Genomic DNA, 21,447 nt, shown 5'->3' with positions numbered 1-21,447 from the left:
AAATCATCCGAATCTGATCGTTTTTACGGATAGAGCAACGGAACAGATAACTGTTAACGTCGTTCTATATTAGCAATAAACCTGCATGTTATTGTTCTGATAGGTCGCATACGCATTAATACATCAGAATATAGAAGGTTGGGGAAATTATCGCCATACATACATGGTGGAGTAAAAAATGTTTCCAGTCACGTTCAATCGCAGTCAATATTATTTGAACAAAATAAAAGAAAATTGTAAAAGGGACCATCATCGCAATAAAAAAACCTATGATTGGTGGAAGGTCGTATAATAAATCATTAAAAAAGTTAAGCGTTAAATAGACGAAACACAAAAAATACAAAAAGATTGAGAAATACATTAAAACTCTCCAAAATATTCGAACACTATCTTGTCTTCATGAATGTATACCTATAAAAATCCATCCGAACCTAATCGTTATATTACGGATAGTGCAATGGAATCGCTAACGGTTAACGTCTAACCGCATGAGCAATAATTCCTACATGTTATTGAACTGATAGGTTGCATACGAGTCAATACATCAGAAAATAGAAAAACGGCGCAATGATTCCCATACATATTTGATGGAACATCAATTTTTTCCAGTCACGCTTATACGTAGTCCAAATGGTTTGAACAAAATAGAATAAAATTGTAAAAGGTACAGTCAGACCAAGAAAATACCCTATAATTATCGGAAGGTTATCATTAGACACACCCAATAAATCAAGGATAATATTTAAAAATATAAACAAATACCAACATATTGAGAAATACATTCAAATTCACCTTCAAGAACACAATCTAAACTCATATTTTTAATCAATGTTTTACAAACGTATTTCTCGTATCTTTACAAAATAAGCCAAGACCTAAACAGAGATAATTACTCAAATCCCCCCACGATTAACATCGGGTCAAATATGCCATTAAGAACTTTTCCTGCACTGGGAACTAAGCGATGCATACGTACCCGCTAAGATTTCAAGATTTGAGAATAACGTTTCCATCACTCCCTTTACAGCCTGAGTGCTTTTGCAGTTTATCTACCCCACCAACCGATACGACACCTCATATAAATGTTCGATGCCCGGATAAATTTCCTGAATCACGGCTTTGAGCTGCGGTAAGGTCATGTTTTCCTGCCGGGCATGGGCTTCGGACAGTTGATCAAACTGCACCGGCGTAACGGATAAGATTTCGAGCCGGCAAAAGACCCGCCCGTCTTCGAGCGTCGATACTTCAACGACAGATCCGGGCACATAGTGACTTTCTGATTCATCCCGCAGGGTAATCGTCTTTTTGCCCGACAGAATATCGGCTTCAAACCGGGCGAAAAAGGTCATCGTCGTGGGCGCGGTCATCCGGCATCTCCTGCATCTTTCGTGCGTGCTGTCACTATAGACGGAGACCGGGCGATCTTCCTTACCGCACAAGGATCAACAGGGATCACTTCTGATCTGTTTTGTTATCCAGCAGGAACTTGCCCGTCTGGACCAGTGTTTTACCAATACTGAGCCAGATTTTCAGGATATGCAGACCAAAAAATAAAGCCAGGATATTCAGGAAAGATCGGGAAACCCGGAACTCGCTGTCGCCAAACGCCAGAAAAAATCCGTAATCCTGAATGTCGACAATGTACTGGTGGACCGGTGTTCCCGGAAAAGACTGAATGTAGTCATACAGGTTCAATCCGAGCAACACCAGAACGTAAGCACCCAGCAGTAGCAGCACAACGCCAAGGGCAATCTGAAACATCCGGGTAGAACTCACTTTCCGGGGTTGTTGGGAATCCGTTTGTCTTTGTTGGTGGGGATCGGTTTGATGAATGCCTGCCTGCCGCATGGGAATGCCTTCCTCTGAGGATCCGACTCACGCTGAATCGGGAGAATTGAAAACAGAGATAAACGACCTTTCGCAGCACAAAGTTAAACCAAGACAACGCGTTAGATCCTGATTTTGCGACTTTTACTCAAAAACACGCACTTCATCACAGCACAATGCAAAGGGTTTTATACATTCTGACGTTTTACTAATTCAGAAGAAGATAATAAATCGCGGTCTTGTAAAAGGCAGAACCCACTCAATTGCCGCCCATCCGGCAAATGAAGCATTCTAAGGGACAACAGATGAATATCAGTCAGGTGATTGACGCACTGAGAGAAAGCAGCTACTACCAGCGCTTAGTACCCGAGCAAAGTGCAATCAACATCCGCAATTTTGTATACGGCGACATGAACTACGCCGACTTTCAACCGAATCCGGTGATGCCCACTTTTTTCATGCACATGTTCTTCAACGAACAACTGAAAGCGCTGGAGGATACGCCTGAACATATCGCCCGGTATTTACACGCCCTGGCTCTGTCACTGGAAGACGATTCATGGCTCAATCAGGTCAGTATTGAGAAGGTCAGAAAATGGATGCCGACCTTCCACGACTACATCATGTCCCCGGCTGATCTGATGATGCACATCTTCAAAGATGCCTATGACTCTGAAGATGGATTGAAAGCACTCTTGCGGGCTTTCCCGAGAGCCGAAATCAATACATTTCTGAGATCAGACGATCTCAAATTGGATGGTCATTACCAAGGCAAATATCACCTGTATTGCCGCTTTGTCCTGTTGCCTGAAATCAAGCAAGCCGTTGCCGATCAGGATGCCCAGCGATTTGATACCCAATTGCTCACTTATGTTCAGGAACTGGCGAGCGACTATGCTGACGCAAGCTACATTCCCAGATTACGCACCAGAAAACGCGAGAACGACGACACGAAATACCGAATCGCGTTGCATCCAACCGCCATTCAGGCCATGACCAAGCTGTTGCTGGGACAGGGAGACTGGGATCAGGATCCGGAACTGATCCGCGCTCACCTGAGCCACAAACCTGTCTACAAACACGATCGGACCGCCTATACCCTGCTGGAAGCCGATCAGGACTTTGAAGCTTTATTCAGTTGGCTGTGTGGACGTGAAGAAACAATCATTACCCAGTCCGAGGTCGCCAACAATCTGAAACAGTTGGTTTTTCTGCTGGATCCGAATGTCTGGATTGAGCAGCATTTCCTGCAGGACTGTCATCACCATTGCAGTTGGTCCGATAAAGATGAGGTTGTGGAAGAGCTGAATGCGGCGATCGCTGCGGCTCCGGACAAGAAAGATCAGCTGATTGCCTATACGCTGCGCTACACCTTCGAACACTACGACTGTGCGTTCGGACACACAATCATGTCGCCGGAAGAGAACCCGCACAATGAGTTACTTTGTGCCTTGATGGATCAGTATGGTGCCCGGTCTATCTGGGAGGCATTCGAGCCCCGCAGTCTCGTTGAACAGCGGCTGGGTTATTACACCCTCGCTGCGCTGGCGAAAGACGACAGCCTTTCAGCGCTCAAAACCGAGTATGATCGCCAGTGGCTTCAATGGTTCAGCACCCATTTCACGAAAAAAGAGGCCAATGCGCAGCCGCTGTTTGACTACCTTATGTCCGGTGAACACGAAAGTCAGATCAGCAACATCGTCATTGATCCGGCCCGTCAGCTCGGCACCCTGTGTTATCTGGATGACACGCGGCTGAAACGCCTGACCCGCGTCATGCTGAACGGCAAAAACAACAAACTCTTCCCGCGTTTTGTCATTGGCGCGCGCCGTCTCTATACAGCCGCACCGCTGCGACTGATTTCAGACGTGGTGCTTGAGAACCCGGATTATCACGACATCGCGTTCAAAGCTTATGCCGAATTCGCCGAATCCTTTGCGGAACGTAATGAACTGGGGGATGAATCCTACTACTGGCAGGGTGTTGCATACGCGAATCACATCGTCTTAGATGAGCTGAACTATCTGATGCAGCACGGCATGGCTTGTGTGGATCAGGTTTCCAGACTCCCTGCCAAATCGAAAGGCGTACTGCTGCCATTGTTGAAGGGACGCATTTCCGATGCAGAAGAAGCACTGTTACTGATTGATTTTATGAAAGAAAAAAAGAAAGGCGTGGTGGAATCCGCCAAATCCTGTCTGGCAGCCCTGCCAGAGACATTACGCCAGCGTGTGCGGGAAAAAATCCTCGCAGAACTAGCCACCTTCAATGCCCAGCAGGAAGTCCATGCCATCGAAGTGCTGTGTGAACCGGGTATTGATGCCGACACCGCTCGCGATCTGCTGGACCGCGTTCAGTCGACGGCATCCCGGACCCTGCTGGTTGAGCAGGGCAATCTCGATTTCTCGCAATTATTTACTGGAAATGACGGTGAGTTCGATCTTGATGCCTATCTGGCCGAAAGCTATACCGCACCGAAAAAAATACCGCTCGACCTCAGCCAGTTGCCGCAACCCGAACGAATTGACGGCAAGCCCGCGCAGGACGCGGTGATCCAGCTATGCCTGATTTATCAGAATCACGAAGGCTATCGCCACAGTCAGGAAGCCCACGCAATTGTCAGCCAGTTTACGCCAGCGTCTCTGGCGCAATTCGCACATGCACTGCTGAGCGGGTATGGTCCGAACATCACGGCCAAAAACAAGTGGCTGATGACCATCCCCGCGATTCACGGTGATACCGGCGTGATAAAAGCCCTGGCAACGCTGGTTGAAAAATTTGCCAGCGGCTCGAAACATCAGCTGGCTGGTCACCTGATGAAACTCATGGGACTCAGTGGCCAAACACAAGCCTATATGGAAATCGACCGCATCTGCCGCAATACCAAAAAGCAAAGTGTGAAAGATGCCGCCAACGAGGCCTTTGTCATCGGCGCGAAACAAGCGGGGATCACCAAAGATGAACTCGGCGATCAACTGGTGGACGATCTGGGTTTCGAGGGCGACCAGATCCCGCTTGAATACTGTGGTCAGACCCTGGCACTGATCCTCAATGAGGAACTCAAATTTGTCATCCGGAAACCGGACGGGAAACTCGCCAAAACCCTGCCAAAGCCCAAGCAGGACGATGATGCTGAACAGGCAGAGCAAGCCAAACAGCACTTCAACGCACTGAAAAAGCTGCTCAAAGAGATGGTCGGCCTGCAGGTCAAGCGCATGGAAGATGCCTTCGTCGCCTGGCGAATGTGGTCTTTCGACCGCTGGCAAGATCTGTTTCTGGGCAATCCGGTGATGCACAAAATTGCCAGCCAGCTGGTCTGGGGGGTCTATGAAAACCAGCAGCTTGTCAGCACCTTCCTGCCGAATCCGGAACCAGTCGACATGGAAGATGAGCCAGTTGATATCCCGGCCAGTAGCCAAATCGGCCTGGTGCATCCAAGCGAACTGTCACCCGAGCAACTGGCAGCCTGGCAGGGTTACTTTGACGACTGGAATCTGGAGCCCCTGTTCGGCCAACTGACGCGCGAAGTCGTCGCGCTGCAACCGGCCAAGGGCAATCAGTACCATGTGCCGTGTTTCAGCCGCAAGTCACCATCCACCGTCGTCAACCGACTGCGTAAAAACGGCTGGGCTGTCGGCTCGGTGCGCGATGCCGGCTCTTTTGACGAAATGTATAAAGAGCTGGACGGACTCAACGTCGGGATTGAAATCACCTTCGATGAAAGTATCTGGCATGGCGGATACGGCTACGAAAGTCATGAATCGACCGTCACCGCAAAAACCGTCGAGTTCTACCGCACCGGCCCGCTGCACCGGGGCAGTTATGTCTACGAAGATTTGCAGGATGCAGCCTATGCCAATCTTCGCCTGACAGCCGATGACCTGCCACAACGGGTTGCCCGCGAGCTGCTGCTGGAAGCGAAAAAAGCCTTCCTATAATCATTCCCCTTTTCCAGCCAGTGCCCGGATGGCGCTGGCTGTTTTTTATTTTGACTCACGCTCAGGACAACACCATGAATATCAGCACGGTACTCGACCAGCTCCAGGACAATCCGCTGTGCGATTGCCCGGACGATGTCGAAGCCATCCGAAAAATCCGCGACTTTGTGTACAGCAATGCCGGGTTGAATCAGTTTCAGACAACCCCCAGCTTACCTCCTTTTTATTTAGAAACCTTTCTCAATCAAATGCTGGCAACGCTGAACGATACCCCGGACCACATTGCGCGCTTCCTGCACGCTCTGGTCCTGTCGACCCAAGATCAGCAATGGCTCAAAAGTGTCAGAATCAATAAACTCCGCACCATCATGCCGACATTTTCGGACTGCATCAAAGCCGATTTTTCACTCATGACGGAAATATTCACCGACGACTTCGGCACGGATGCTGGGATCAACCAGCTTCGATCCATCTTCAGAGAGGACGACCTGCGCACATTTTTCGCCGATGAGCGTCATCAAACCCACGGCCACTATCACTGGCCTCACCACCTGTATTGCCGGGGAATTTTATTTCCTGAAATGAAACAGGCATTGGTGCGACGTGACGCCGCGCATTTTGAAGAAGCGCTCATCACTTACCTGCAGGATTTAACCAGTGATTATCTGAACTGTGAAACGTTCCCCGTGGCCGATGAACTGGACAAAAACAAGATCAGCCAGTATCGGGCAGCACTGCCGGTCGAAGCAATCACAGCGCTCACCGAGCTGCTGCGCGGGCAGGGCGACTGGGCGAAGACCCCAGCGCTGATCCGGGCGCATCTGCACCGGAAGCCCCTTTTTCATCATCAGCAGGCCGCTTATACCCTGCTGGAAGCTGACGAAGATTTCACTGATTTATTCCATTTTCTCTACAACAGTAAAGATCCCATCGTCCATCAGTCTGTTGCGGCCAACCATCTGAAGGAACTCGTCTTCCGGCTGGAACCTTCGATTGGGTTTAAAAAACAGCTCAGGTTAGGCTATTTTCCCGAATGCCGGTGGTCGAGCAAACGTGAAGTTCTGGAAGCACTCAATCAAGCCGTGGCCGAAAACCCGGACATTCAGGCGCCCCTCGTTGCGTTCATTGCCCGTTACAGCATTGAACACTATGCCTGTTCGTTCTATCGCATCCCGGCCGATGCACGAAAACCTAACCCGCATGATCAGATTCTGATGGCACTGATTGAAACCTACGGTGCCCAAACCATCTGGGATGGTTTCGAACCGCGCGATGCGATGACTGAACGGCGGGGTGACTACACACTGAACCGACTTGCCGCTGGCGGCCAACTGGCCGCACTGAAAGCCGAACGCGATCGGCAGTGGATCCTGTCCTTCAGCCCGACGCTGACAGCCAATGCACAGGATGCAGCGCAGCTCGCAGATTACCTTGTGACCGGGGAACATGAGGAAGCAAGCAGCACGCTTGCGCTTCGGCTTGCAGAAGACAGCGAATTCCCGCAAGTCTGCTACCTGGAAGATCGGCCGTTGCAAAGCCTCACCCGGGTGATGCTGAACGGGAAAAACAACGCGCTTTTTGCCGACTTCTTTTACGCAGCTGAGCGGAAATTTACAGCGACCCCACATCGCCTGATCTCAGAGATTGTGCTTGAGCGGCCAGAATACCAGGCCATCGCTTTCCCGGTTTACGCCCACTTTGCCGAATCATTTGCCGAATGCAACGACCACCGCTCAGACGAGTATGAATGGCACAACGTCAGATTCCGCCGTCATATCGCGGCCAATGAACTGCACTATCTGCATCAGCATGGCGCGGCCGTCATTCAACAGCTGACCACATTGCCCGCAAGGTTGAAAGCCATTGTGCTGCCGTTATTCAAAGGCCAGATCACGGATCCGGAAGAAGCGCAGCTGCTGGTTACCCTGCTGAAAGACAAGCACAAAGGCGTCATTGCCGCAGTGAAGGACTGCATAAACGCATTACCGCAGCCGATTCGGGCTGCAGTCATCCAACAGATGATTCACGACCTGACGACCTTCAGCGCCCAGCAGGAGGTGCATGCCATCGAACTCATCTGTACAGCTGGCGTGAATATGCAAACCGCCCGTCAGCTGTTTGGCCAAGTCAGTGCCGCGGCTTCCCGTGCCCTGCTGATCGAACATGGTCCGATTGATCTCAGTACCCTATATAACAAAGCTACGGATACCAATACGGCCGGGCAGTTTGACCTCGATGCCTATCTGGCCAGCAACTATCACCCGCCGAAAAAATCACCGGTGGATTTCGAGCCGCTGCACCTGCCGGTCCGGACCGATGGCAAACCTGCACATGATGCGGTCATGCAGCTTTGTCTGATTTATCAGCACCACGAGGGTTATCGCCTCCCTCAGGAAGCCCGTGCCATTGCCAGCGCTTTCACACCCGATTCGCTGGCACAATTCGCGCTGAGTCTCCTCAGCGCTTACGGCGGAAAAATCACAGCCAAAAACAAATGGCTGCTGGCAATTCCGGCCATTCATGGCGATACCCGTGTGATGGAAGCCCTGGCAACGCTGCTTGAAAAATATGCCGGTGGCTCGAAGCACCAGTTGGCGGGTCATACCATGAAACTCATGGGCCTGAGTCACCAGACGATCGCTTTCATGGTGATCGACCGCATCAGCCGCCACAGTAAAAAACAAAGCGTGAAAGATGCCGCCCGGGCAGCCTTTGTCATCGGCGCCAGGCAAGCCGGGATCACGCCTGAAGAGCTCGGGGATCAGCTGGTGGACGATCTGGGCTTTGACGGCGATCAGATCCCGTTCGACTACTGCGGCCAAACCCTGTCGCTGATCCTCAATGACGAACTCAAATTCGTGATCCGCAAGCCAGACGGCAAACTCAGCAAAACCCTGCCGAAGCCAAAACAGAACGATGACGCCGAGCAGGCTGCACAAGCCAAACAACACTTCAACACCCGGAAAAAGCTGCTGAAAGCCATGGTCGAACTGCAGGTGAAACGCATGGAAGATGCGTTCGTTGCCTGGCGAACCTGGTCCTTTGACGGCTGGCGTACGCTGTTTCTGGGCAACCCGGTGATGCACAAAATTGCCGGACAACTCGTTTGGGGCATCTATGAAGATGATCAGCTCATCCGCACTTTCCTGCCCAATCCGACCCCAGTGGATACCGCAGATGAACCGGTTGCGATCCAGCCGGACGCCAGAGTCGGCCTGGTGCATCCGACGGAGCTGTCTTCGGAGCAACTGGCCGCCTGGCAAGGTTATTTTGATGACTGGCATCTGACGCCCCTGTTTAGCCAGCTGACACGAGAGGCGGTTCAGCTCAAGCCGACCAAGAGTACTCAGTACAAAGTGTCAGATTTTGGCCGAAAATCGCCTGCGACCGTGATCAACCGGCTGCGTAAAAACGGCTGGTCGGTTGGTTCCGTCAGGGATGGCGGTTCTTTTGACGAAATCTACAAAGAACTGGATGGCCTCAGTGTGGGGATCGAAATCACCTTCGATGAAGACATCTGGCACAGCAGTGACGGCTACGAAAGCGATGAACCCAGCGTCACCGCCAAAACCATTGAATTTTACCGCACGGGCCAGCTACCGCGGGGCAGTTACGTTTACGACGACTTACAGGACAAGGCATACGCCAACCTGCGTCTGGCGGTCGACGATCTCCCGACACGGGTTGCCCGCGAGTTACTGCTGGAAGCCAAAAGCGCCTTCCGGTAATCCAGACCGGGCCGCCAGCCCCTGACTGGCGGCCCCACAAGCCAAATTCGACGAGAGAAAAACGATGCAAAATGGACAACGACTTCCTGCGGAAACCCTGTATGCCAAAGAGCTGGCAGCACTTCAGTCCGCAGATCAGAACCCGAAGCCATCGGGCTGGCAGCTCAGCCCGCGCATGGTGCGGACCTTCATTCTCGGCAGCAACAACGAGCCGGTTCAGGACACGCCCATCAGCCGCAAAATATACGGCAACGACGCCGCGGTAGAGCGCGCCATCGTCACCTTGATGAGCCAGCAGGGACTGATGCTGGTCGGTGAACCGGGCACGGCCAAATCCTTGCTGTCTGAATTACTCACCGCCGCCATTTCCGGCCAGAGTACCCTGACCGTGCAAGGCAGCGCCGGGCTGTTTGAGGAGAATATCCGCTACAGCTGGAACTATGCCGCCCTGCTCAAAGACGGGCCGAGTCTGGATGCCATGGTTCCCGGTCCGCTCTTTCAGGCCATGAAACAGGGCCGACTGATGCGGTTTGAGGAAATCACCCGCTGCCCGACCGAGGTTCAGGACAACCTGATCCCGGTGATGTCCGACCGTATCCTGCAAATCCCCGAGCTGAAAGACAGCGACGAAGCATACCTGTTGTCCCAGCCCGGCTTTAACATCATCGCCACGGCCAACCTGCATGACCGGGGCGTGAATCAGATGTCTTCGGCACTGAAGCGTCGCTTCAACTTTGAAACCCTGCAACCCATCCGCACCAAAAAACAGAAAACAGAACTGGTGATGACCCAGGTCAATCGTCGCTTACAACAAGATGCGCTGGACATTCAGATCGATCAGGAGACCACCGAGCTGCTGATCACCGTTTTTGACGAATTACGTCACGGTAATGTCTCCGGATTATCGGTGACCTCTCCGACCACACTGCTGTCGCTGGCCGAAGCGATCAACGTTGCTTACAACGCCGCCATCAGCAGTCATTATTTCGGCGACCAGCAAGTTTCCGCTGGGCATTTACCCTCGTTCATGCTCGGCACCATCATCAAAGACAACGAGAAAGACCGGGATTGTTTTCACGACTACATTCGCGTGATTCAACGGCAACGGGCCGATGATCCGCAATGGCAGGCATTTGTGGACGGGTGCCGGAACCATGTCTGATTCATCCCCATTACAGGCCTGTCTGGCAATGCTCCGGGCAGAACCGCAGTTAATCTGGGCACCGGTGCGCCATCACAGCCCGATGTGCAGCTGGCAACTGGGCCGCCTGTTCAGACAGCATCAGCCTGACGTCGTCCTGATTGAAGGACCGCATGACGCCAATTTCCTGATCCCATTCCTGCAGAACGAGCAAACGACGCTGCCGCTGGCGATTTACAGCTATCTGCGGGATAACAGCACCGCCGATCTGTCCGCCCAGTCTGACGACGAGGCCGATGAATCATCGGCGCAAAAACTCAGAGCCAGCCGGGTTTTTATTCCGTTTGCGGACATGTCGCCGGAGTGGCAGGCCATCCGGTTGGCAAAACAGGCGCAGGTGCCCTGCCAGTTTATTGATTTGCCCTATGCCGCGCGAACGCCCGACCATCATGCCGATGCCAAACGGGATCAGTTGCTGTACGACAACAGAAAACTCGAAGAAGGCGAATATCTCGCAGCGTTGCTGGCCGAAAGCCGCTGTGACGACTTTGACCAGTGGTGGGATCGCCATTTTGAATCTGCCAGTGCATTGGCCCCGGATGCCTTCTTCACGCAGATGCACCACTTTTGTCTGATGATGCGAAACCTGTCTGTCGACAGCGATCCGGAGACCCTGAAGCGTGAACAGTTCATGGCACAACAGATTCAACCCTATCTGGCTGAAGGGAAACGGGTTCTGGTGGTCTGCGGCGGCTATCACTGTCTGGGCATCGCCCATTTTCTGGCATCCGACGCCAAGATTTCAGCCTCAGAACCACCATGCGAGCCATTGCCGGAACACTGGGAAACCGGTTCTCACCTGATCCCTTATGCCTTGAACCGATTCAGCAAGAAACAGGGCTATCCGGCGGGACTGACCGATTGCGGCTATTATCATCAGCTCTGGCAACAATTGTCGCGGTACCCGGACGCGCTGCCGGACCAGTTTACACAAAGCTATCACACGGAACTGGCTGCCGGATGGATGAGCTTTCTGAAACAACACCGCCATCCCGTAGCGCTGCCACAACTCACCGACGCACTGGTGATGTGCCAACAACTGTCCGCTTTGCGTGGGATCCCGGCCGGGCGATCCGAACTGCGGGAATCACTGACTGCCACACTGATGAAAAACCACCAGCCTTCGGACACTTATTTCCGCCGCTGGCTGGATGACTTCTTTGATACGCCGGCCATTGGCCAGGTCCCCCCGGGATTACCCGTCGCGCCCCTGATTCAGGACTTCCGGCTGCTGACGTCGCAACTCGGGCTGCCGATAGATTTCCAGGCAGGCACGGTCAGAAAAGATTTGTCGATTTACCGCAAACAGAAACATCAGGCCGTCTCTCAGTTTCTGCATCGCCTGCGTTTTCTGGCGATCCCTTACGCCAGCCGGATTGCCGGTCCAGATGCCAGCGTTCCTGAATCTCTGCATCTGGTGCGGGAACGCTGGCAGTGCCAATGGCAGACCGAAACAGACGCCGCACTGATTGAATCCAGCCATCTGGGCGCCAGTGTCATCGATGCCGCTCGCAACAAGCTGCAAGTCGCGTTTGAACAGGATGACCCCTGCGCGACAGACATGGTCCACCTGCTGTTGCAGGCCATGCAAATGGGCATCCAGCAATGGCTGCTGCCTATCTTTCACCGGGTTCAGCAGCTCTTGGAACAGGAGACCAACCTGTTCGCCCTGCATCAGTCCCTGCACATCCTGCTGACCTGCTATCACGGCAGCGGCATTTTCAGCCGGGTATCGACCGACGATCTGGCCGGGCTCATCCGGCACAGTTTTATCCGGATTTGCACCCGCCTGCCGCGCATCGACCACAGCTATGACGCCCGAACCTGCGCGCAATGGATGGCCGATCTGTCGGCCATGACCCAGCAGTATCCGTCGCTGTGTCCGGCGGTCTATTTTATCGATGCCATTGAAGCCTGTTATCCGCAGGAAGATTCCGCCCTGCTGACCGGTGCTTGTGCTGGTGTCCTGCTCCGCCATGAACGACTGCCCGACTCACTGGAGACTTGTCTGGCCCGGGCATTTTCCCGTCAGCACAGTGAACCCTCGGCCATCGGCGATTTTCTCTTCGGCCTGCTGACCACCAACAAGAATCAGCTGTTCCAGCCCGATCTAGTGTTACCTGCACTGAATCACCAGCTATCTCTGCTGGATGAAACCACCTTTCTTACCTGTCTGCCGGCCCTGCGGCGTGCGTTTACTCAGCTCACCCCCAGAGAAGCCGCAGACTTCAGCCAGACATGCCTGTCAGAACACGTCCCCGGACTTCCCGGACAGACACCAGCAATCACAGAAGAAACACTGCTGGCGGCACAGGCGCTGAAAGAACAACTGCGTCAGACTCAGACGCATTGGGGGATCCCAGTATGAGTACACAAAAAAAACTGTCCCGACGCTGGCGACTGATCCTGGGTAACGCGCACCCGCAGCCGTTATCCGGCGAGGACGCCATCCGGGATGAATGCCTCGAGACCCTGTACGTCAACGAATATCATGACCGCAATGGCTTGTCGGGAGGCACCGCTTTCGGAATGCCCAAACCCGTCACCTGGCTGAATCAGGTCCGGAAAGCCTTTCCTGTGCCAGCCGCAGACATCCTGCAAAAAGATGGGGTTGACCGATACGGCATTCAGGAACTCTTGCTGGATAAAGACATGCTGGCGTCCCTGAAACCGGACATCGGGTTATTGCAGACCATTCTGTCTTTTCGTTCACAGATCCCGCCTGCACTGGAAAATGAAATCGAAGCCATCGTGAAGCAGGTATGCGCCGATCTGGAAGCCGTACTGGCCCAACCGGTTCAGTCCCCTTTTGCCCGTCAGCGGACCCCCTTTCGCAGCAGCCGGAAAATGCCCTTTGCCCTCACGGACTGGCGCAGCAGCCTGATGCGAAACCTCAAACATTATCAGCCGGACGAACAGGTGATCTTGCCGGAGCGGATGTTTTTCTACCAAAGTCAGGTCAGCCAAGTGTGCTGGGACATCCATCTGGTGGTCGATCAGAGCGGTTCCATGGTGAACAACCTGATCCATGCCACCGTCATTGCGGCTATTTTCTGTCGTTTGTCCGTGCTGAACGTCCGGCTGGTGCTGTTCGATACCCGGGTGGTCGACATGTCGGACTTAATTGATGATCCGGTCCGAAATCTCTTGTCTGTGCAGTTGGGCGGCGGCACCGATATCGGCAAAGCCATGCAATATACCCGGGAACAGATCACCCAGCCGCACCGTTCCATCGTGGTGCTGATCAGTGATTTTTATGAGGGCAGCTCCCCGGCCAATCTGTATCAGCAGGTTGCGAAAATGCAGGAAGCCGGGGTGACGCTTCTGGGCCTGACCGCCATGGAGACCAACGGTGCCGCCAGCTATGACCATCAGATCATTGATCGTTTACTCAAGATGGACATGCCAATTGCATCGATGACACCGGAACACCTGAGCCAATGGGTTGCCGATGTGATCCGGTAATCCGTGCACAATACACCAAAGAGAAAACACCATGCACTTATCCGACTGGACCCGCCAGCTCACCGATGAATACCTGATTAACTGGACCAGCAAAGGGCTGTTCCGCCGGGCCGGGAAACTGGCAGACCAAAGCCCGGACATTTCAAGCGCGAATCCGGCGCTGCCGCTGACCCTCAGGATCGACCATGTCGATGTCACCTTATCCGGCACAGATCTGGCGCAATTCACTTGCCAGTGCGGCACGCTGGGCAGCTGCGTCCATCAGCTTGCTTTTTTGCTGAAACTGCGCCAACTGAATGCCACGGACACCACCGTATCGGCGGCACCTTTTGAAGCCGAACGCTGGTGTATCCGCTCTCGCGAGGCCCTCGATCAGGCCTATGGCCGTGGCAACGCGACACAGGCGATCAAGCTGTACCAGAAAGGTGCGCTGGTCACTTTTGAGACTCAACCCAATCATTGCGTCGTCCAGGTGACCCTGCACAGTCAGAAAACCTATCAGCTGCACTTCCCCGCGACCGGCGAATGGGCATCCGTGCTGTGTAACTGCCAAGAGACCCCATGCACACACCGGGCACTGGCAATTCTGGCATTTTCTGTCGCGCACAACACCTTTTCTGCTGAAGCAGACATCGAGCTGGACCGCCTGAATCCGGAGCAGGCCGAACTGGTGAACACGGTACAGGCCTGGCTGCAAACCCTGCTGAAAACTGGCACCACGGAAACACTGAAGGCTCAGATCGATCAGGGTGCCGGTTACAGCACCGAACTCAATCAGGCCGATTTGCCCAAGCCTGCGGCTCTGCTTGGTGGCTTGATCTCGACATTGCGCCTGCTGCAGCAAAAGCACTACCAAGCTTCCCATAGCCGGTTGCTGGAACAAATCGCTGACGTACTGCTGAATCTGAATGCCCTCAGCCAGCCTTTGCTGCCGCAGCCGCTGAGAGAACTTGCCGGTCAGCATCGCCGGTTATATCGCCCGCAATCCAGCATGACGCTCATCGGCTTAAATGCAGTGTTCTGGCAGGATGAACAACGTGGACGGGGGTTCCGGTATTACTGCTATGATCCGCAATCGGCTGAATTCTATACCGTCGCAGCCAGCCGAAAGGCAGGGCTCGATCCGTCGTGGTCACCGCAACAGGGGTTTCACGAGTGCCGGCTGGTGATGCATCCGCTCAGTGCGGCGCAGTTCCGGGAGTTTGAATTTGCAGGGGCGATCAGCGAAGACGGCAGCATCAATGCCGCACAAACCCGGCATGTCCATTTGCTGCGCCCCGTCACCTTCGCCATGCTGCGCGCCCTGCCCGCCCTGTCCATTCAGGCGCAATGGCAGAAACTGGCTGGTAAACTTGTCGCACCAACAGCGCCAGCCCATCGGGATTATCTGGGCTGGGTGGTGACGCAGTCCAGACGGCCTTTACATGCCGAACCGGCTCTGGGTGAATGGCAGGCCAGTTGCCAGAGCCTCTGCGGACATGACATCAGGGTCAGGGTTCCGGCGGATACGATGTCAGCGGATCTGCAGCAGCGCTGGAATGCCGCTACCGACGCGGTCCTGTTTGGCCGCTGGCAAACGGGGCAGGGTCATCCGACATTTCAGTGCATCACCCTGCTCGACGACACCCTCATGCAGCAGCATCACCAGAATGGGCACTCACATGACTGAATTCACCCTGACCACTTTCATTCAGGACTGGCAATTCTGGGCAGAACGTTATCTGGTCCAGGGCCTGAATACTCCGGCAACCTACAATCTTCAACTGGCCCGACACTGGCAGACGCAGGCTGAACTGCTCGGTTTTCCCGATCTGGCCGCGCTGGCTGCTCAGGTAACTGACCCCGTACGCACTGCCAGTGAGCAGGCACAGGCCTTCCAGCAATTGCTGATGAATATGCACCTGCTCAAGCGCCTGACGGTCGCACAACAGCTCGCCGCTTACAGTGAAACGGCGCAGGACGCGCTGGATTAAAGCAGTTCAGGTGGTACGTTTCCGCCGTTATCCGCCAGCTTTTGCAACACGGTTTTGTGCAGCCACAGATTCATTTGTGCGGAGTCCGCCATTTTATCCGCCGGGCAACCCAGCTCAGTGGCCAGCGCTTTCCGGGCTGTGAAGCTGCTGTCGAGACCCAGCAGTTTCATCAGATCAACGATGGAGGTTTTCCAGTTCAATGGTTCTGGATGGCTGCTGGCCATCGCTTCTAATTGTGCCACCACATCCACGGTTTCGGTTGCCGGCGCATCGGGTGGCGATGCCGTATCGGACACCGGGGAATCCGGCGCAAAAGTTACATTCTCGGATGGCGGTGGGGTCTGCGCTGCCTTTTTCCCGAACCCTAATTTGTTGAGAATATCGTTGAATAAACCCATGACTACTCCTCAGGATCCGCAGATCCAGGCCACTGACACCCCTGATGGGGGATAAGAAGGGTCACTGAACTTCACTTGCAAGAAGCGATTCAGCTTGAACAAAAGCTAGCCAAACCACCGGAAAGATGACGTCCCATTTTATCGACAATTTTGCTGACCAAATGCGCAGACAAAAATGCGCCCCGGCCAGATGGCAGAGGCGCATTACAAATAGATGAATTCAAACGAATCAGAAGCTCGCCGTCAGAGAGACGCCATTGTAGGCGTTAAACCCATTCAGCATCACGTGATAACGGCCAGACTGTGTGGGGGTGATGGTGCAGGTTTCGCCGTTGCCATAACGGTAGGGGCGACAGTCCCAGCTGGACTTCGAGGCTTTCTGACCATAACGGACGTAGAGATCCACATCGCCGGTGCCGCCAGACGAAGTGACGGTCAATCGCTTGCCTGCCGGTACATCAATAAAGAAGTGCTGCTCGCTGCTGTACTGACCGCTCAGACCGCTGACTGTCTTGCCATTTTCCAGCTTACCGTCTGTGCCCGGATCCGGATCGCCCGGATCGCCACCACCGACATCCGTACCGCTGTATGCCAGCTTGTTGATGGTATTCCGGGTATCGGTCACTTTTCCGTTTGTGGCACGTTCGGCCAGTAACTGACCCACCTGCGACGGATTCAGACCTGGGTTCTCATCCAGATACAGCGCGGCCACACCGGCAACATGCGGGGTTGCCATGGAGGTGCCACTGATGGTTTTATAACTGCCGTCATACCAGGCGGATGTAATCGACGAGCCCGGAGCAAAGATATCGACACAGTTACCCCAGTTCGAGAAGCTTGAACGCTGATCTGAACGTGTGGTCGAGCCCACAGTCACCCCAGCTGCAACCCGTGCTGGAGAAACATTACAGGCGTCCTGATTTTCATTCCCTGCTGCCAGCATGAAGCTGACACCAGCGCTGATCGCACTGTTAATCGCACTGTCCAGTGCCGTTGAAATGCCACCGCCCAGACTCATATTCGCAACCGATGGTCCGCTGGCATTCCGCTTCACCCAGTCTACCCCGGAGATAACGCCCGACGTCGTCCCAGAACCGGTACAACTCAGGACACGCACACCAACGATATCGACATTTTTCGCCACACCATACTGTGTGCCACCAATGGTTCCTGCAACATGGGTCCCGTGGCCGTTACAGTCGCTCGCATCCGCGTCGTTATCGACAAAGTCGTAACCCGAACGGGCACGATTGCCGAACTCAGCATGTGTTGTGGTCACCCCGGTATCAATGACATACGCCGTGACACCTGTGCCGTTATACTGACTGACGTAATTGCCGTCCAAGGGCAGATTACGCTGGTCCACCCGATCCAATCCCCAGGTTGCATTCGACTGCTGGGCATTGAAGGCTTCAGGGAGCAAAGGGTCGATAGAAATGATCTGATCCTGCTCAATATAATCAACCTGACCGTCCTGACGCAGCGCATCGACCTGATCTTGGGTCAGCTCTGCAACGAAGCCGCTCAGCGCAGTATCAAAAACACGTTTTGCACTGACGGCATGAACGGCGCTCAGGCTTTCCACCTGAGAGGCCACAAAACTGGCACGGGCTGCCTGATCACTGGCAATGAACGCCGGTTCTTTCAGAACCACAATGTACTGATTGGCAATCGCTTTCTCAGGTGCAGCCTGAATCAGTGCCGCCTGATATGTGCCATTCTCCGTGGCCTGCGCATCCGCAGCCCAGACAGCAGCACTGGAGAGCGCCAGTGCAGACGTGATACAGCAACCTAGCATTGTTTTTAGCATGATAAATCCTTTTCCTGATCGTTCCGTTTAGTTGGAATGCTGCCTCTCACCGCGGGCATCCATTCAAAGCTATACGCAACATTTCACTTATGCATCAGCGGATCATTCTGAATTTCTCTGCTGTAACAGAGTGTTTGTGAGTTACATAAAGGATGCGACCCACAACAAAAACTAAATAACGCATTGTTTTAAAAGGGCTGAAAGGCAATAGATGCGATGTATTTTTTCGGTCTGAAAATTGTTCATTTTTGATGACAGATAATAAACCAACAATAAACACTTACATTACAAATAGATAAATACAAAACGAGCAAAAATCACCCAGAAGTTTCGTTTTCCAGAGTTTACAGCAGGAAAAAATTCCATTTCACCATGATTTGATAAGCAGAATATTTTGGCTATGTCCGAAGTGAATCCTCTGGGGTTCTGAAGACAACCCCTTGTCTCAGTGTGTAACAGGAAAAATCCCTGAAATCGATCAGACTTAATCGGTACATCGCCGCTGCTCCGGAGGTTCTTATGCGCTGGCGCAATACCAAACAAAGTACAAACATTGATGACAGGCGGGGTCAGGGGCCTGCCCGTTCCGGCATGGCAGTGGCAGGATTGCTGCGATTTCTGCCTTTTTTACTGCGCACCAAAGTAGGCAAACTGATCTTGGTGGTTGGCGGGATTTATCTGGCTTACCAGTACTTTACCGGTGGTATGAGTACGATGGATGTTCAACAGGCACCAGGGCAGGTACAGCAACAGGGCACGGGCAATGGCCAAACCGCGGCCAATGATGAAAATGCCCAGTTTGTCGCTGCTATCCTCGGCACCACGGAAACCGTGTGGAATAAGCTGCTGAACGGGCAATATCCAGAGCCGCAGCTGGTGCTGTATCACAACATTACCCAAACCGGCTGTGGGATGGGACAGGCTCAGTCGGGCCCGTTTTATTGCCCGGCTGACAGCAAGGTGTATCTGGATCTGAGCTTTATGGAAGAGCTGAAAAAGTTAGGTGCGCCCGGTGATTTTGCGTTTGCCTATGTGATTGCACATGAAGTCGGGCACCATGTACAAAATGTGCTGGGCACCAGTAAACAGGTGGCTCAGTTACAGCAACAAGCCAGTGAAACAGCGGCCAATCAGCTCAGTGTGATGCTGGAACTACAGGCCGACTGTTATGCAGGGGTCTGGGGCTATTATGTTCACAATGACATGCAACTTCTGGAAACTGGTGATTTAGAAGAAGGGATTCAGGCGGCCAGCTCGGTCGGCGATGATCGGCTGATGGAAATGTCAGGCCGTGCCGTTCAGCCGGATGCCTTTACCCATGGAACTTCTGAGCAGCGTGTTGCCTGGTTCCGCAAAGGCTTTGCATCCGGTAACCCCAAAGACTGCGATACCTTTCAGACTCAGCCTTAGTCTCGCGCTTCGCGACATCCCTCCTGTTCTGATCAGCGACTGCGGTGCCTTTGCTCAGCAAAGGCACCGAGTCTTTTGACAATCTTCTCAAACACAATTTCCCGCGCGTTGTGTGTAAAAACTGCTTCGAATGTGATCAGTTACACGAAAATTTTCTCCATATCCGTGCGATTGTGTCTCTCTGAGCTGGGTTTTTGAAATGCTATGATAGACTATGTTGCTCGTCGCTTTTTTTGAGGAAGTATGGCAAATCATATGCAACTGCTGAACCAGGCTCAGCAACTCTGTGAACAACGTGGAGTCCGGCTGACGCCGCAACGTCATAAAGTACTGGAACTGATTCTCTCGCATCGCAGTTCTATCAGTGCTTACGAGCTGCTTGATTTGCTTCGGGCGTCCGAGCCTCAGGCGAAGCCGCCGACTGTTTACCGTGCACTCGACTTCCTGCTCGCTCAGGGTTTTGTTCATAAAGTGGAGTCCACAAACAGCTATATTGCATGCCATTTACCCGAACATGCCGACCATTGTTCACAACTGTTGATTTGTGATGAATGCAGTCATGTGGAGGAATGTCACGACGACGAGCTGGCAAAAATGCTAAAAATAAAGGCACAACAACAAGGCTTTCAGATTGCGCACCATGTGGTGGAAAGTCACGGTGTGTGCCAGGCATGCCAACGTAAGAAGTAGTCCGTTTCCGTTCAACAACAAGGCAACCCGGATCCTATGCGAGCAGAATTTGTAAACCCGTTTCTGGCCTCTCTGCTGAATGTGCTCAAGACCATGGCGTCAATGGAGCTGGCCCCGCAAAAACCTCTGCTGAAAAAAGATGAAATCGCCCGTGGTGATGTTTCCGGCCTGATCGGTATGATCGGCCCGCAAACACGAGGTTCGATGTCCATCACCTTCGATGAAGGGTTGGCACTGGAAATTATGCAGCGAATGCTGGGCGAACGCCCGAATGGCATTAATGATGAAGTGACCGATATGGTCGGTGAAATCACCAATATGGTGACAGGCGGTGCCAAGCGCATTCTGTCTGAAAAAGGCTATGACTTTGAAATGGCCACGCCTGCCGTCGTGTCTGGTCGCGGCCATACCATCACCCATAAAAGTGAAGGTGCGATCATCATCATGCCGTTTGAATCTGAGTACGGCAAAGCCTTCATCGAAATCAGCTTTGACCGCTAAATCCCTTTCAAGCCGTTCGTTTTTCGGGCCAGTACATACTGGCCTGACCGCTCTGCCCATCCGCTTCCCTGTTGTCCCCAGTTCGCGCAAGATAAAAATAACTGAGTTTACAACGCCCTTCTCATCTTTTTGCATATTTCCTTCAGAAAGGATTGCCCCCGGATTCGGTTACGATCTAGACTGGAAATGCTGTTAAGGCATCAACTTGCATACCATGATACCTATCAATAGCATTCGTGTTGCCTGCCTTCGGGTAACGCAAGGAAATAAGATTACAAAGGAAAAATCTTCAAATGAGCAAACTGACAGGAACCGTCAAATGGTTCAACGATGAAAAGGGTTTTGGCTTTATCTCTGGTACTGATGGTAAAGACGTTTTTGTTCACTTCAGTGCAATTCAGGCACAAGGTCGTCGTACCCTGAAAGAAGGCCAAAGCGTAGAGTTTATCGTTACTGATGGCCAGAAAGGTCCGCAGGCCAGCGAAGTGGTCGCCCTGTCTTAACCG

At 53.0% G+C, this 21,447-nt stretch carries 15 protein-coding genes; 11 read left to right on the top strand and 4 right to left on the bottom strand.

Annotated features, from left to right (window positions below; all coding sequences use genetic code 11):
* Positions 1 to 1,049 precede the first annotated feature (1,049 nt).
* Both yqfB and Q4579_RS18000 read right to left on the bottom strand, forming a co-directional pair.
* Complete coding sequence (yqfB, locus tag Q4579_RS18005; RefSeq protein WP_303566063.1) at positions 1,050 to 1,367, bottom strand: N(4)-acetylcytidine aminohydrolase; 318 nt, start codon at positions 1,365 to 1,367, stop codon at positions 1,050 to 1,052.
* An 85-nt stretch (positions 1,368 to 1,452) separates the two neighbouring features.
* The gene (locus Q4579_RS18000) at positions 1,453 to 1,848 is read right to left on the bottom strand and encodes a hypothetical protein (protein WP_303566062.1); all 396 of its coding nucleotides are present in this window, start codon (positions 1,846 to 1,848) and stop codon (positions 1,453 to 1,455) included.
* 284 nt (positions 1,849 to 2,132) lie between these two features.
* On the opposite strand from Q4579_RS18000, the gene Q4579_RS17995 reads away from it, so the two are divergent.
* From Q4579_RS17995 to Q4579_RS17965, 7 genes are all read left to right on the top strand, one after another.
* Positions 2,133 to 5,765 carry a DUF4132 domain-containing protein gene (locus Q4579_RS17995; protein ID WP_303566061.1) on the top strand — a complete coding sequence of 1,211 codons (3,633 nt, stop codon included), beginning with the start codon at positions 2,133 to 2,135 and terminating at the stop codon, positions 5,763 to 5,765.
* A gap of 74 nt (positions 5,766 to 5,839) precedes the next feature.
* Positions 5,840 to 9,493 carry a DUF4132 domain-containing protein gene (locus Q4579_RS17990; RefSeq protein ID WP_303566060.1) on the top strand — a complete coding sequence of 1,218 codons (3,654 nt, stop codon included), beginning with the start codon at positions 5,840 to 5,842 and terminating at the stop codon, positions 9,491 to 9,493.
* 64 nt (positions 9,494 to 9,557) lie between these two features.
* Positions 9,558 to 10,655 (top strand): AAA family ATPase, encoded by a 1,098-nt coding sequence (locus tag Q4579_RS17985; protein WP_303566059.1) that lies wholly within the window; start codon positions 9,558 to 9,560, stop codon positions 10,653 to 10,655.
* Positions 10,648 to 13,062: a DUF5682 family protein gene (locus tag Q4579_RS17980; RefSeq protein WP_303566058.1), complete on the top strand. Its 2,415-nt coding sequence runs from the start codon at positions 10,648 to 10,650 to the stop codon at positions 13,060 to 13,062. Before Q4579_RS17985 ends, Q4579_RS17980 begins: the two co-directional genes overlap by 8 nt.
* Entirely contained in the window at positions 13,059 to 14,159 is a 1,101-nt protein-coding gene (locus tag Q4579_RS17975; RefSeq protein ID WP_303566057.1) for a VWA domain-containing protein, read from the top strand. The genes Q4579_RS17980 and Q4579_RS17975 overlap by 4 nt, the downstream gene beginning before the upstream one ends.
* A gap of 31 nt (positions 14,160 to 14,190) precedes the next feature.
* Positions 14,191 to 15,828: a hypothetical protein gene (locus tag Q4579_RS17970; protein ID WP_303566056.1), complete on the top strand. Its 1,638-nt coding sequence runs from the start codon at positions 14,191 to 14,193 to the stop codon at positions 15,826 to 15,828.
* Positions 15,821 to 16,132, top strand: a complete 312-nt coding sequence (locus Q4579_RS17965) for a hypothetical protein (RefSeq protein ID WP_303566055.1) — start codon at positions 15,821 to 15,823, stop codon at positions 16,130 to 16,132. Before Q4579_RS17970 ends, Q4579_RS17965 begins: the two co-directional genes overlap by 8 nt.
* Here the strand turns inward: Q4579_RS17965 and Q4579_RS17960 are convergent.
* Positions 16,129 to 16,530: a DUF3597 domain-containing protein gene (locus tag Q4579_RS17960; protein WP_303566054.1), complete on the bottom strand. Its 402-nt coding sequence runs from the start codon at positions 16,528 to 16,530 to the stop codon at positions 16,129 to 16,131. The two genes, Q4579_RS17965 and Q4579_RS17960, sit on opposite strands and share 4 nt — an antisense overlap.
* Before the next feature lie 229 nt (positions 16,531 to 16,759).
* Complete coding sequence (locus tag Q4579_RS17955) at positions 16,760 to 18,340, bottom strand: S8 family peptidase (protein ID WP_303566053.1); 1,581 nt, start codon at positions 18,338 to 18,340, stop codon at positions 16,760 to 16,762.
* A 519-nt stretch (positions 18,341 to 18,859) separates the two neighbouring features.
* Here Q4579_RS17955 and Q4579_RS17950 point away from each other — a divergent pair.
* From Q4579_RS17950 to Q4579_RS17935, 4 genes are all read left to right on the top strand, one after another.
* Entirely contained in the window at positions 18,860 to 19,750 is an 891-nt protein-coding gene (locus Q4579_RS17950) for a neutral zinc metallopeptidase (protein WP_303566052.1), read from the top strand.
* 243 nt (positions 19,751 to 19,993) lie between these two features.
* Positions 19,994 to 20,440, top strand: a complete 447-nt coding sequence (gene zur / locus Q4579_RS17945; RefSeq protein WP_303566051.1) for a zinc uptake transcriptional repressor Zur — start codon at positions 19,994 to 19,996, stop codon at positions 20,438 to 20,440.
* A 36-nt stretch (positions 20,441 to 20,476) separates the two neighbouring features.
* Positions 20,477 to 20,941 carry a chemotaxis protein CheX gene (locus Q4579_RS17940; RefSeq protein WP_211646921.1) on the top strand — a complete coding sequence of 155 codons (465 nt, stop codon included), beginning with the start codon at positions 20,477 to 20,479 and terminating at the stop codon, positions 20,939 to 20,941.
* Between the two features lie 293 nt (positions 20,942 to 21,234).
* A complete protein-coding gene (locus Q4579_RS17935; RefSeq protein ID WP_211646920.1) occupies positions 21,235 to 21,444 on the top strand; it encodes a cold-shock protein in 210 nt (69 codons plus the stop codon).
* Positions 21,445 to 21,447 lie beyond the last annotated feature (3 nt).

The sequence above is a fragment of the Photobacterium sp. 1_MG-2023 genome (assembly GCF_030547945.1).
In the GTDB taxonomy this organism is placed as follows: Bacteria; Pseudomonadota; Gammaproteobacteria; order Enterobacterales; family Vibrionaceae; genus Photobacterium.
Note: the sequence above shows the minus strand (reverse complement) of the source record. Positions and strands in the feature narration are given on the sequence as shown.

Excerpts from the sequence above, each read along its gene's own strand:
- yqfB (WP_303566063.1), bottom strand. The coding sequence starts at position 1,367 with ATGACCGCGCCCACGACGATGACCTTTTTCGCCCGGTTTGAAGCCGAT.
- Q4579_RS18000 (WP_303566062.1), bottom strand. The coding sequence starts at position 1,848 with ATGCGGCAGGCAGGCATTCATCAAACCGATCCCCACCAACAAAGACAA.
- Q4579_RS17995 (WP_303566061.1), top strand. The coding sequence starts at position 2,133 with ATGAATATCAGTCAGGTGATTGACGCACTGAGAGAAAGCAGCTACTAC.
- Q4579_RS17990 (WP_303566060.1), top strand. The coding sequence starts at position 5,840 with ATGAATATCAGCACGGTACTCGACCAGCTCCAGGACAATCCGCTGTGC.
- Q4579_RS17985 (WP_303566059.1), top strand. The coding sequence starts at position 9,558 with ATGCAAAATGGACAACGACTTCCTGCGGAAACCCTGTATGCCAAAGAG.
- Q4579_RS17980 (WP_303566058.1), top strand. The coding sequence starts at position 10,648 with ATGTCTGATTCATCCCCATTACAGGCCTGTCTGGCAATGCTCCGGGCA.
- Q4579_RS17975 (WP_303566057.1), top strand. The coding sequence starts at position 13,059 with ATGAGTACACAAAAAAAACTGTCCCGACGCTGGCGACTGATCCTGGGT.
- Q4579_RS17970 (WP_303566056.1), top strand. The coding sequence starts at position 14,191 with ATGCACTTATCCGACTGGACCCGCCAGCTCACCGATGAATACCTGATT.
- Q4579_RS17965 (WP_303566055.1), top strand. The coding sequence starts at position 15,821 with ATGACTGAATTCACCCTGACCACTTTCATTCAGGACTGGCAATTCTGG.
- Q4579_RS17960 (WP_303566054.1), bottom strand. The coding sequence starts at position 16,530 with ATGGGTTTATTCAACGATATTCTCAACAAATTAGGGTTCGGGAAAAAG.
- Q4579_RS17955 (WP_303566053.1), bottom strand. The coding sequence starts at position 18,340 with ATGCTAAAAACAATGCTAGGTTGCTGTATCACGTCTGCACTGGCGCTC.
- Q4579_RS17950 (WP_303566052.1), top strand. The coding sequence starts at position 18,860 with ATGCGCTGGCGCAATACCAAACAAAGTACAAACATTGATGACAGGCGG.
- zur (WP_303566051.1), top strand. The coding sequence starts at position 19,994 with ATGGCAAATCATATGCAACTGCTGAACCAGGCTCAGCAACTCTGTGAA.
- Q4579_RS17940 (WP_211646921.1), top strand. The coding sequence starts at position 20,477 with ATGCGAGCAGAATTTGTAAACCCGTTTCTGGCCTCTCTGCTGAATGTG.
- Q4579_RS17935 (WP_211646920.1), top strand. The coding sequence starts at position 21,235 with ATGAGCAAACTGACAGGAACCGTCAAATGGTTCAACGATGAAAAGGGT.